The following is a 12,438-nucleotide window of genomic DNA, read 5'->3' as shown; positions in this document are numbered from 1 at the left end:
CCCTTGTCAGCGTTTGCGTCTCTTGGGTCGCGCCCCGGGCCGCGGGGTGCGGTTGGCGGTTCCACCGTTTTGGCCACCCGGATTCGGCTTGGGCGGCGGGGGCTTCGCGGCCGCCGCGTCCCCGTCGGCGGCGTCGGACTCCGCCTCTTCCTCCCCCGCGGTCGACGACCCGTTACCACCCGGCTGTCCCGCCTTGGCGTTCCGCTTGGGTTTGGCCCCCGGCGCCGGTGCGTTGGCCGCTCGTCGCTCCAGCGCTTCCCGCTTCTTGGCCTCGTCCTCTTTTTCGATCATCCCGAACACGTAGTGCTGCTGACCGAACGTCCAGATGTTGTTGGCGAACCAGTACAGGATGATCGCCAGCGGCAGGAACGGGCCACCGACGACCACGCCGAGCGGAAACACATACAGCGCAAGCTTGTTCATCATCGCGGTCTGCGGATTGGCCGCGGCTTCCGGGCTCTGTCGCGCCACCGAGGCCCGGCTGTTGAAGTACGTCGCTATGCCGGCCAGGATCATCACCGGCGCCCCGACCGCGATGACCGCCGGCCGGCTGAAGTAGGTGAACGCGTCCAGCCCGGTCCGCTGCGTCATGAAGGCGCCGATCGGTGCGCCGAAAAGGTTGGCGTCCAGGAAGTGCCCGACGTCCGTCGGGCTGAAGACGTAGTTTCCGGTCAGCCTGTTCTGAGCCACCGACAGGTGGGGCTGACCGAAGCCTCCCGTGGTCCGGTTGAACGACCGCAGCACGTGATACAGGCCGATGAAGACCGGGATCTGCGCGAGCATCGGCAGGCAGCCGAGGATGGGGTTGAACCCGTGCTCGCGTTGCAGCTTCTGCATCTCCAGCGCCATCCGCTGGCGGTCCTTGCCGTACTTCTTCTGCAGCGCCTTGATCTGTGGTTGCAGTTCCTGCATCTGGCGGGTGGTGCGGATCTGCCGGACGAACGGCTTGTACAGCAGCGCACGCAGACTGAAGACCAGGAACATCACCGACAGGGCCCACGCGAAGAAGTTGGACGGCCCCAACATCGCGGCGAACAGCTTGTACCAGGCCCACATAATCCACGACACCGGGTAGTAGACGAAGTCGAGGCTAAAGAAATCAAACAAGAGTTCCACTCTCCCCTCGCGCCGCCGGGTGGGGCCACGCGTCGCTGGCGTCTTCGAAGTTCTCTTGGCATCCCGGGCGCTCCGGTATCGGATCCCATCCGCCCCTATGCCATGGTCCGCACTTCGCGAGCCGGACCGCGGCCAACCAACTCCCCCGCACCAAGCCGTACTCGGTCAGCGCCTCGACCGCGTACTGGCTGCACGTTGGAACGAAGCGACATGTGGCCGGTCTCAGTGGCGAGACCATATGCCGGTACAGCTGGATCACCGAGACAAGCCCGCGCACCACCGCCGCGCACAACGTATGGCCGACGCTCGCGGGCGCGCTCACCGGTCCCGCCCCGCCACGTCGAGTGCCCGTCGCAACCCCCGCCGCAGCTCCTGTTCCAACCGCGCCGACGATGCCGTGCGACTCCCGGGCAGCGCCCGGATCACCAACTGGTCGGAATCGTGGAGCTCACCCAACACGCATCGCGCGACGTGCCGCAGCCGACGCGACACCCGGTGACGTTCGACCGCCGACCCCACGGACTTGCCGACGATCAATCCGACGCGCGGAGCCCTCGCAGCGTCACCATCGCCCGCACGCCGAACATGGACGACGACGTCGGGCTGCGCCGCGCGGGTTCCGTGCTTCACCGTCGCGTCGAAGTCCGTTGACCGCCTCATGCGGTTGCGTGCCGGAAGCACCGCCGAAAAACCCGACGTTGCGATCAGGCAGATAGCGCGCGGCGCCCCTTACGGCGCCGGCTCGACACAATCGAGCGTCCGGCGCGGGTACGCATGCGCAACCGGAAGCCGTGCACGCGGGCTCGGCGCCGGTTGTTCGGCTGGAAGGTCCGCTTGCCCTTGGCCACGACGTTCTCCTCGTTGTGTCTCGCATTTCCATCCGGCCGGCAGACGTCTCGCTCAGGTTCGTCTGCGGGTCGGTCGGAGGTAATCTTGCTGCTGGCCGGCGCGGTCCCCAGGCAGACCTGGGTCGCAGCCGCATCGCCGACTTTCGGGCGACTGTTTGAGGGTACTGACCGCGCTTCCCCTGGTCAAACCTGGCCTGCCGCAAGGCACCCGCTCGATCGCAGCCGGCGATATGCCGCCAGCGGCGCCTTCCGGGGAGCCATCTCACCGGCGTCGAGCAGAGCCAGGCCCACCGAACCCTAAACAACCCGATTGGAATGCAGCAGAACGGTTGGCAGCCGCACGGAAAACTGTTAGCTTCTGCCAGTGTCGTTTTAGACTGCAACGGCGCTCGACAACGAAGCGAGGATGGTGGGTCGACTAGCTGCCTGACAGCCTTCAATGGTTTTCTTCCAGCACGGAGATCACGAGCCGTCGCCGGTAGGTTGTGGCTCGCATACGCTCATCCTGTCCACACCTGTGTATAACTATGTGGACAGTCGCTTTGTCGCCAAGCGTGGTTGTACTTCGACCCGGGATGCTCGAGAACCAGGGGGATGCGTCGTTGACCGATGACCCCGGTTCAAGTTTCACCACCGTGTGGAACGCGGTCGTGTCCGAGCTCAACGGGGAATCCACCCCGGACGGGGTCGCCGGCAACCGCACCACCCTCATCACTCCCCTCACCCCTCAGCAGCGGGCCTGGCTCAATCTCGTCCAACCACTGACCATCGTCGAGGGGTTCGCCCTGCTCTCGGTCCCCAGCAGCTTCGTGCAAAACGAGATCGAGCGTCATCTGCGCGCACCCATCACCGATGCCCTCAGCCGGCGGCTCGGACAGCAGATCCAACTGGGGGTGCGCATCGCACCCCCCGACGACGACGCCGACGATGTCGTCCTTCCGCAAGCGGAACAGTTCCCGCAGTCCGAGTCGCCGTTTGCCGAGGACGAGGCCGACGAGAACGGCGAGGGCGTTGACAGCGCGTCGCAGAGTTGGCCGAACTACTTCACCGAGCGTCCGCACCCCACTGACCCGGCGGTCGCCGGCGGCACCAGTCTCAACCGGCGGTACACCTTCGACACGTTCGTCATCGGTGCGTCCAACCGCTTCGCGCACGCCGCGGCCCTGGCAATCGCCGAAGCGCCAGCGCGCGCCTACAACCCACTGTTCATCTGGGGCGAGTCCGGGCTGGGCAAGACCCACCTGCTGCACGCCGCCGGCAATTACGCCCAGCGACTGTTCCCGGGCATGCGCGTCAAGTACGTCTCCACCGAGGAATTCACCAACGACTTCATCAACTCGCTGCGCGACGACCGCAAGGTCGCCTTCAAGCGCAGCTACCGCGACGTCGACGTGCTGCTGGTCGATGACATTCAGTTCATCGAGGGCAAGGAAGGTATCCAGGAGGAGTTCTTCCATACCTTCAACACCCTGCACAACGCCAACAAGCAGATCGTCATCTCGTCGGACCGGCCGCCCAAACAGCTCGCCACGCTCGAAGACCGCCTGCGGACCCGGTTCGAGTGGGGTCTTATCACCGACGTCCAGCCGCCCGAACTCGAAACCCGCATCGCCATCCTTCGCAAGAAGGCACAGATGGAGCGGCTGGCCGTCCCCGATGACGTCCTCGAACTCATCGCCAGCAGCATCGAGCGCAACATCCGCGAACTCGAGGGCGCCCTCATCAGGGTCACCGCGTTCGCCTCGTTGAACAAGACCCCGATCGACAAGGCCTTGGCCGAGATCGTGCTACGCGATCTGATCGCCGACGCGAGCACGATGCAGATCAGTGCGGCGACCATCATGGCCGCCACCGCTGAATACTTCGATACCACCGTCGAAGAACTACGCGGACCCGGCAAGACCCGCGCGCTGGCGCAGTCCCGCCAGATCGCCATGTATCTGTGCCGCGAGCTCACCGACCTGTCATTGCCCAAGATCGGGCAGGCGTTCGGGCGGGACCACACCACGGTCATGTATGCCCAACGCAAGATCTTGTCCGAGATGGCCGAGCGACGTGAGGTCTTCGATCACGTCAAGGAGCTCACCACTCGCATCCGCCAGCGCTCCAAGCGCTGAATCCTGGGGTTCTGTCGGCCCTCGCGGGGAATCAATTTCAAAAAACTTCTCCCCCGGTTGTCACACCCGCCACACCGAGAGATTGTGGGCAGCACTGTGCACAACACACTCAATCAGCCGTGCACTAACCGTCGCCGCGTTCACAGCCGCAATTCGTCCCAAGCCGCCCCACACCGCACGCACAGTTGTCCACGCCGTGATCCACAGCCCGATCCACGCCCTAGCTGCATCGAACCGTCGTTGTCCCCAGGATGCACAGCCCTTATTACTAGTACTGAGATCTCTTCGTCGTTTCTTCTTTGAAATACAGCGCTGGGGAGTCCCGGTGCAACGCGCATGGCGGATCCGCCGGTAACCCGCCTTGTCGGGCTTCGCGATTAGCTTTCAAGATGGCCTCCGACGATCTACGGTTGTTCTTCGACTGCCGTTGCGCTCGTCGTTGGCCGAGGTGCCAGTGGCGTTCGTGGCGGAGCCCCGTGCTAGCGGGGAGAGGCTAGCCACTGAACTTTTTAATCGCTCGGTAGGTGAAGGGACGCTATGGACGCGGCGACGACTAGAGCTGGCCTCAGCGACTTGAAGTTTCGTTTGGTGCGGGAGTCTTTCGCCGATGCGGTGTCGTGGGTGGCGAAGAATCTGCCGACCCGGCCGGCGGTGCCGGTGCTGTCGGGGGTGCTGTTATCGGGGTCCGACGAGGGCCTGACAATCTCGGGATTTGATTACGAAGTTTCCGCCGAAGCGCAGGTTGCTGCCGAAATCGCTTCTCCCGGAAGCGTTTTGGTGTCGGGAAGGTTGTTGTCCGATATCACCCGGGCGTTGCCGAACAAGCCTGTCGACTTCTACGTCGACGGCAATCGGGTCGCGCTGAACTGCGGAAGCGCGAGATTCTCGCTGCCGACCATGGCCGTCGAGGATTACCCGACGCTGCCGGGGTTACCGGACGAGACCGGCACGCTGCCCGCCGATCTTTTCGCGGAGGCGATCAGCCAGGTGGCCATCGCGGCCGGCCGGGATGACACGTTGCCGATGTTGACCGGGATTCGGGTCGAGATCTCGGGTAACACCGTGGTTTTGGCGGCGACCGACCGGTTCCGCCTGGCGGTGCGTGAGCTGACCTGGTCGGCGTCGTCAGCCGACATCGAAGCCGCCGTGCTGGTGCCGGCGAAAACGTTGGCCGAGGCGGCCAGGGCCGGCGCCGACGGTTCCGAGGTTCGGTTGTCATTGGGCGCCGGCAGCGGGGTCGGCAAGGACGGGCTGCTCGGGATCAGCGGGAACGGCAAGCGGAGCACCACGCGGCTGCTCGACGCGGAGTTCCCGAAGTTCCGCCAACTATTGCCGGCCGAGCACACGGCGGTGGCGACGATAAACGTGGCCGAGCTGACCGAGGCCATCAAGCTGGTGGCGTTGGTGGCCGATCGGGGCGCCCAGGTTCGGATGGAATTCTCCGAGGGCTCGCTGCGGCTGTCCGCGGGCGCCGACGATGTGGGCCGGGCCGAGGAAGACCTCGCCGTCGATTTCGTCGGCGAACCCTTGACGATCGCGTTCAACCCGACGTACCTGACCGACGGGCTGGCCGCGGTGCATTCGGAGCGGGTGTCGTTCGGCTTCACGACCCCGGGCAAGCCGGCGCTGCTGCGGCCCGCCTCGGCCGACGACAGTTCTCCGACCGGAAACGGACCCTTCGCGGCGCTGCCGACGGACTACGTCTACCTGTTGATGCCAGTTCGGTTGCCCGGATAGGTGTACGTCCGGCATTTGGGACTGCGTGATTTCCGGTCCTGGGCGCACGCCGACCTCGAGTTGGAGCCGGGCCGGACGGTGTTCGTCGGCTCGAACGGATTTGGTAAAACCAATCTCATCGAGGCGCTGTGGTTTTCGACGACGTTGGGGTCGCACCGCGTGGGCACCGATACGCCGCTGATCAGGGCGGGCGCCGACCGTGCGGTGGTTTCGACGATCGTGGTCAACGAGGGCAGGGAATGCGCCATCGACCTGGAGATCGCGGCGGGGCGCGCGAACAAGGCACGGCTGAATCGGTCACCGGTGCGCAGCACGCGCGAGGTGATCGGGGTGTTGCGCGCCGTGCTGTTCGCCCCCGAGGACTTGGCTTTGGTGCGGGGGGACCCGGCGGACCGGCGGCGCTATCTCGATGATCTGGCGACGGTGCGGCGCCCGACCGTCGCCGCGGTGCGCGCGGATTACGAAAAAGTTCTGCGGCAACGCACGGCGTTGCTCAAATCCGCCTCCGGGATACGGCACCGTGGTGACCGCGGCGCCCTGGACACCCTCGATGTATGGGACAGCCGGTTGGCCGAGTACGGCGCCGGGTTGATGGCCGCGCGGATCGACCTGGTGAACGAGTTGGCGCCCGAGGTGGAAAAGGCTTACCAGCTGCTGGCACCGGCATCGCGGCCGGCGACGATCTCCTACCGCACCAGCCTTGGCGCACAGGCGCCGGCTGACATGGGCGGTGGCGACCGGGCATTCCTCGAGGCAGCGCTGCTGGCGGCGTTGGCGGAACGCCGCGACGCCGAGCTCGACCGTGGGATGTGTCTGGTGGGCCCGCATCGCGATGATCTAGAGCTCTGGTTGGGTGATCAACCGGCGAAAGGTTTTGCCAGCCATGGGGAATCATGGTCTTTCGCGGTGGCGTTACGGCTGGCGTCGTACGAGTTGCTGCGCGCCGACGGGACCGAACCGGTGCTGTTACTCGACGACGTCTTCGCCGAACTGGATGCGGCCCGGCGGCGGGCCTTGGCGACGGTAGCGGAATCGGCGGAGCAGGTGTTGGTCACGGCGGCGGTGGTCGAAGACGTCCCGGCGGACTGGGCCGCCACGCAGGTGAACATCGAATTGCGGGACGACGATCTGGGTCGGGTCTCGGCGGTGCGGTCATGACCGGCGGCGACGAGCAAGAATCGGCCGGCGCCGGGGATCAGGGCCTGCTGCGCGGGATGGACATGGTCCGGCGCACCCTCGAGGAGGCGCGCGCCGCGGCGCGGGCGCAGGGAAAGGATGCCGGGCGGGGGCACTCGACGCCACGAGTCGCCCGCCGTGTGGCCGGACAGCGACGAAGCTGGTCGGGCCCGGGGCCCGACGCGCGCGATCCCCAGCCGTTGGGCAGGTTGGCGCGCGACTTGGCCAAGAAGCGCGGTTGGTCGACGCAGGTGGCCGAAGGCACGGTACTCGGCAACTGGTCGTCGGTGGTGGGCGCGCAGATCGCCGACCACGCGACGCCGACCGCACTGAGCGATGGCGTGCTGAGCGTGACAGCGGAATCGACCGCGTGGGCCACCCAGTTACGGATGATCCAGTCGCAGCTGCTGGCCAAGATCGCCGCCGCCGTCGGCAACGGGGTGGTGACGTCGCTGAAGATCACCGGGCCGGCGGCACCGTCGTGGCGCAAGGGGCCGCGCCACATCGCCGGAAGGGGTCCGCGCGACACCTACGGCTAGGGCCCGGGCCCGCGCCGACCATCCCCAGCCGAGCGTTCATCAACAGGCCGCTCAAAGCCGCTAGGACGACGCGGAGTGCCTTGATGCACGTCGGGACGCGGCGGGAATCCAGAAATTGCCCGCACGGCGCAGTTAGCTGGGCAGAAACGCGCCCAGAGAATCGGTACGGACGGCCCATCACGGTAGACTGGGCACATGCGACTGACGCGGTGACCGAACCGCCCGCATGAAACCCCAAGGAGAGCATTCCGACCGTGGCTGCCCAGAAGAAGAAGGCGCAAGACGAATACGGCGCGTCAGCGATCACCGTGCTCGAAGGGCTGGAGGCGGTCCGCAAACGCCCCGGCATGTACATCGGGTCCACGGGTGAGCGTGGGCTGCACCACCTCATCTGGGAGGTGGTCGACAACTCGGTAGACGAGGCGATGGCCGGCTACGCCACCCTGGTCGACGTGCGGCTCCTCGACGACGGCAGTGTGGAGGTGGCCGACGACGGCCGCGGCATTCCGGTGGCGATGCACGCCACCGGCGCCCCCACCGTCGACGTGGTGATGACCCAGCTGCACGCCGGCGGCAAGTTCGGTGGCGAGAACAGCGGTTACACCGTCAGCGGCGGGTTGCACGGCGTCGGCGTCTCGGTGGTCAACGCGCTGTCCACCCGACTCGAGGTCACCATCAAGCGCGACGGGCACGAGTGGTTTCAGTATTACGACCGCGCGGTGCCCGGCACGCTCAAGCAAGGCGAGGCGACCAAGAAGACCGGCACCACCATCCGGTTCTGGGCCGACCCGGAGATCTTCGAAACCACCCAATACGACTTCGAGACCGTGGCGCGCCGCCTCCAGGAGATGGCGTTCCTGAACAAAGGCCTCACGATCAATCTCACCGACGAGCGAGTGGAACAGGACGAGGTCGTCGACGAAGTCGTCAGCGACACCGCCGAGGCGCCCAAGTCCGCCGAGGAGAAGGCCGCGGAATCGACCGCACCGCACAAGGTCAAACACCGCACGTTCCACTACCCCGGCGGCCTGGTGGACTTCGTCAAGCACATCAACCGCACCAAGAGCCCGATCCAGCAGAGCGTCATCGATTTCGACGGAAAAGGCACCGGCCACGAGGTTGAGATCGCCATGCAGTGGAACGGCGGCTACTCGGAATCGGTCCACACCTTCGCCAACACCATCAATACCCACGAGGGCGGCACGCACGAAGAGGGCTTCCGCAGCGCGCTGACCTCGGTGGTGAACAAGTACGCCAAAGACAAGAAACTGCTGAAAGAGAAGGACGCCAACCTGACCGGCGACGACATCCGGGAAGGCCTGGCGGCGGTCATCTCGGTCAAGGTCGCCGAGCCCCAGTTCGAAGGCCAGACCAAGACGAAGCTGGGCAACACCGAGGTCAAGTCGTTCGTGCAGCGGGTGTGCAACGAACAGCTGACGCATTGGTTCGAGGCGAATCCCTCTGAGGCGAAAACCGTTGTGAACAAGGCGGTGTCGTCGGCGCAGGCACGAATCGCGGCCCGCAAGGCACGGGAGCTGGTGCGCCGCAAGAGCGCCACGGACCTCGGCGGGCTGCCCGGGAAGCTGGCCGACTGCCGCTCGACCGACCCGCGGAAATCGGAACTCTATGTGGTGGAGGGCGATTCGGCCGGCGGCTCGGCGAAGAGCGGCCGCGACTCGATGTTCCAGGCGATCCTGCCGTTGCGCGGCAAGATCATCAACGTGGAAAAGGCCCGCATCGACCGCGTGTTGAAGAACACCGAAGTCCAGGCGATCATCACCGCGCTCGGTACCGGCATTCACGACGAGTTCGACATCACCAAGTTGCGTTACCACAAGATCGTCCTGATGGCCGACGCCGACGTGGACGGCCAGCACATCTCGACGCTGCTGTTGACGCTGTTGTTCCGGTTCATGCGGCCATTGATCGAGAACGGGCACGTGTTCTTGGCCCAGCCGCCGCTGTACAAGTTGAAGTGGCAGCGCACGGATCCCGAATTCGCCTACTCCGACCGTGAACGCGACGGCCTGCTCGAGGCGGGGCTGAAGTCCGGCAAGAAGATCAACAAAGAGGACGGCATCCAGCGTTACAAGGGTCTGGGTGAGATGGACGCAAAAGAGTTGTGGGAGACCACGATGGACCCGTCGGTGCGGGTGCTGCGCCAGGTCACGCTGGACGACGCCGCCGCGGCCGACGAGTTGTTCTCCATTCTGATGGGCGAAGACGTCGACGCGCGCCGCAGCTTCATCACCCGCAACGCCAAGGACGTTCGCTTCCTGGATGTCTGACGTATCAGTCGGGCACGCCAACCCACAAAGGGGAATAGATGACTGACACCACGCTGCCGCCCGGCGACGAGGCCGGCGACCGCATCGAACCTGTCGACATTCAGCAGGAGATGCAGCGCAGCTACATCGATTACGCGATGAGCGTGATCGTCGGCCGCGCACTGCCGGAGGTACGCGACGGCCTCAAGCCGGTACACCGGCGCGTGCTGTACGCGATGTACGACTCGGGATTCCGGCCCGACCGCGGCCACGCCAAGTCGGCGCGTTCGGTCGCCGAGACGATGGGCAACTACCACCCCCATGGCGACTCGTCGATCTACGACACCCTGGTCCGGATGGCGCAGCCGTGGTCACTGCGCTACCCGCTGGTCGACGGGCAGGGCAACTTCGGCTCGCCGGGTAACGACCCGCCGGCGGCGATGCGGTACACCGAGGCGCGGCTGACGCCCCTGGCGATGGAGATGCTGCGCGAAATCGACGAGGAGACAGTCGATTTCATCCCGAACTACGACGGCCGGGTCCAAGAGCCGACGGTTCTGCCCAGCCGGTTCCCCAACCTACTGGCAAACGGCTCCGGCGGTATCGCCGTCGGCATGGCCACCAATATGCCGCCGCACAACCTGCGCGAGCTGGCCGAGGCGGTGTTCTGGTGCCTGGAGAACCACGACGCCGATGAAGAGGCCACCCTGGCCGCGGTTTGCGAGCGGGTCAAGGGACCAGACTTCCCGACCTACGGCCTGATCGTCGGATCGCAAGGCATCCACGACGCCTACACCACCGGCCGCGGTTCGATCCGTATGCGAGGTGTCGTGGAGATCGAAGAGGACTCGCGGGGCCGCACCCTGCTGGTGATCACCGAGCTGCCCTATCAGGTCAACCACGACAACTTCATCACCTCGATCGCCGAGCAGGTCCGCGACGGCCGACTGGCAGGCATCTCGAATATCGAGGATCAGAGCAGCGACCGGGTGGGGTTGCGCATCGTCGTCGAGATCAAGCGCGACGCGGTGGCCAAGGTGGTGCTGAACAACCTCTACAAGCACACCCAGCTGCAGACCAGCTTCGGCGCCAACATGTTGTCGATCGTCGACGGGGTGCCGCGCACGTTACGTCTCGACCAGCTGATCCGGCACTACGTGGTCCATCAATTGGACGTCATCGTGCGGCGCACCACCTACCGGTTGCGCAAGGCCAACGAGCGGGCCCACATCCTGCGCGGCCTGGTCAAGGCGCTCGACGCGCTCGACGAGGTCATCGCGCTGATCCGGGCGTCGGAGACCGTCGACATCGCCCGAGCCGGACTGATCGAGTTGCTCGACATCGACGAGATCCAGGCGCAGGCGATCCTGGACATGCAGTTGCGCCGGCTGGCTGCCCTGGAGCGCCAGCGCATCGTCGACGACCTGGCCAAGATCGAGGCCGAAATCGCCGACCTGGAAGACATTTTGGCCAAGCCGGAGCGGCAGCGCGCCATCGTGCACGACGAACTGGCCGAGATCGTCGAGAAGCACGGCGACGACCGGCGTACCCGGATCGTCGCGGCCGACGGCGATGTCGCCGACGAGGACCTGATCGCCCGCGAAGAGGTCGTCGTCACGATCACCGAGACCGGCTATGCCAAGCGGACCAAGTCCGACCTGTACCGCAGCCAGAAACGCGGCGGCAAGGGCGTGCAGGGCGCCGGCCTCAAGCAGGACGACATCGTGCGGCACTTCTTCGTCAGCTCGACGCACGACTGGATCCTGTTCTTCACCACCCAGGGCCGGGTCTATCGCGCCAAGGCGTACGAACTGCCCGAGGCGTCCCGCACAGCTCGCGGTCAGCACGTCGCCAACCTGCTGGCCTTCCAGCCCGAGGAGCGCATCGCCCAGGTCATCCAGATCCGCAGTTATGAGGACGCGCCCTATCTGGTGCTGGCCACCCGCAACGGCCTGGTCAAGAAGACCAAGCTCACCGACTTCGACTCCAACCGGTCGGGCGGGATCGTGGCGATCAATCTGCGGGACAACGACGAGCTCGTCGGCGCGGTGCTGTGCTCCGCGGACGACGACCTATTGCTGGTGTCGGCCAACGGTCAATCGATCCGGTTCTCGGCCACCGACGAGGCGCTGCGCCCGATGGGACGCGCCACCTCCGGCGTCCAGGGCATGCGGTTCAACACCGACGATTACCTGTTGTCACTCAACGTGGTTCACGAGGGCACCTACCTGTTGGTGGCGACGTCGGGCGGTTACGCCAAGCGCACCGCGATCGAGGAGTATCCGGTGCAGGGCCGCGGCGGCAAGGGCGTGCTGACCGTGATGTACGACCGGCGGCGCGGCAAGCTGGTGGGCGCGCTGATCGTCGACGACGACAGCGAGCTCTACGCGATCACCTCCGGCGGCGGCGTGATCCGCACCGACGCGCGCCAGGTCCGCAAGGCGGGACGACAGACCAAGGGCGTGCGGCTGATGAACCTGGGCGAGGACAACACGCTGCTGGCCATCGCGCGCAACGCCGAGGAAAACGCGGACGAGGTCGTCGAGGAAGCCGAAGGCGCCGCGGGCTCGGATGGCTAGCCGGTAACAATCCGGGGGGTTCGGGGAAGGGCCGGGCAATTAGACTCGGCCCGACCAGA

General features: G+C 65.8%; 10 protein-coding genes. 6 read left to right on the top strand and 4 right to left on the bottom strand.

The window, feature by feature from the left end; all coding sequences use genetic code 11:
- Positions 1-6: 6 nt before the first annotated feature.
- The 4 genes from yidC to rpmH are packed head-to-tail and all read right to left on the bottom strand — an operon-like array spanning position 7 to position 1,964.
- Entirely contained in the window at positions 7-1,116 is a 1,110-nt protein-coding gene (gene yidC / locus G6N51_RS19145) for a membrane protein insertase YidC (protein ID WP_083171218.1), read from the bottom strand.
- Entirely contained in the window at positions 1,100-1,438 is a 339-nt protein-coding gene (yidD, locus tag G6N51_RS19140) for a membrane protein insertion efficiency factor YidD (protein ID WP_083171216.1), read from the bottom strand. Before yidD ends, yidC begins: the two co-directional genes overlap by 17 nt.
- Positions 1,435-1,797, bottom strand: coding sequence for a ribonuclease P protein component (gene rnpA, locus G6N51_RS19135; protein WP_083171214.1), 363 nt, complete (start codon positions 1,795-1,797; stop codon positions 1,435-1,437). Before rnpA ends, yidD begins: the two co-directional genes overlap by 4 nt.
- 23 nt (positions 1,798-1,820) lie before the next feature.
- Positions 1,821-1,964 carry a 50S ribosomal protein L34 gene (gene rpmH, locus G6N51_RS19130; RefSeq protein ID WP_073880743.1) on the bottom strand — a complete coding sequence of 48 codons (144 nt, stop codon included), beginning with the start codon at positions 1,962-1,964 and terminating at the stop codon, positions 1,821-1,823.
- Positions 1,965-2,566: 602 nt separating this feature from the next.
- On the opposite strand from rpmH, the gene dnaA reads away from it, so the two are divergent.
- The 6 genes from dnaA to gyrA all read left to right on the top strand — a co-directional run bounded on the left by dnaA (position 2,567) and on the right by gyrA (position 12,379).
- Entirely contained in the window at positions 2,567-4,081 is a 1,515-nt protein-coding gene (gene dnaA, locus G6N51_RS19125) for a chromosomal replication initiator protein DnaA (protein ID WP_083171398.1), read from the top strand.
- 537 nt (positions 4,082-4,618) lie between these two features.
- Positions 4,619-5,818, top strand: coding sequence for a DNA polymerase III subunit beta (dnaN, locus tag G6N51_RS19120; RefSeq protein WP_083171212.1), 1,200 nt, complete (start codon positions 4,619-4,621; stop codon positions 5,816-5,818).
- Entirely contained in the window at positions 5,819-6,976 is a 1,158-nt protein-coding gene (gene recF, locus G6N51_RS19115) for a DNA replication/repair protein RecF (RefSeq protein WP_083171210.1), read from the top strand.
- On the top strand, positions 6,973-7,533 hold the full coding sequence (locus tag G6N51_RS19110; RefSeq protein WP_083171208.1) for a DUF721 family protein: 561 nt from the start codon (positions 6,973-6,975) through the stop codon (positions 7,531-7,533). Before recF ends, G6N51_RS19110 begins: the two co-directional genes overlap by 4 nt.
- Positions 7,534-7,787: 254 nt before the next feature.
- Complete coding sequence (gene gyrB / locus G6N51_RS19105) at positions 7,788-9,821, top strand: DNA topoisomerase (ATP-hydrolyzing) subunit B (RefSeq protein ID WP_083171206.1); 2,034 nt, start codon at positions 7,788-7,790, stop codon at positions 9,819-9,821.
- Between the two features lie 38 nt (positions 9,822-9,859).
- On the top strand, positions 9,860-12,379 hold the full coding sequence (gene gyrA, locus G6N51_RS19100) for a DNA gyrase subunit A (RefSeq protein ID WP_083171204.1): 2,520 nt from the start codon (positions 9,860-9,862) through the stop codon (positions 12,377-12,379).
- The last annotated feature ends 59 nt before the right edge of the window (positions 12,380-12,438 follow it).

The organism is Mycobacterium paraseoulense (assembly GCF_010731655.1).
In the GTDB taxonomy this organism is placed as follows: domain Bacteria; phylum Actinomycetota; class Actinomycetes; order Mycobacteriales; family Mycobacteriaceae; genus Mycobacterium; species Mycobacterium paraseoulense.
Note: the sequence above shows the minus strand (reverse complement) of the source record. Positions and strands in the feature narration are given on the sequence as shown.

Coding starts and splice junctions, on each gene's coding strand:
- dnaN (WP_083171212.1), top strand. CDS start 4,619: ATGGACGCGGCGACGACTAGAGCTGGCCTCAGCGACTTGAAGTTTCGT.
- G6N51_RS19110 (WP_083171208.1), top strand. CDS start 6,973: ATGACCGGCGGCGACGAGCAAGAATCGGCCGGCGCCGGGGATCAGGGC.
- gyrA (WP_083171204.1), top strand. CDS start 9,860: ATGACTGACACCACGCTGCCGCCCGGCGACGAGGCCGGCGACCGCATC.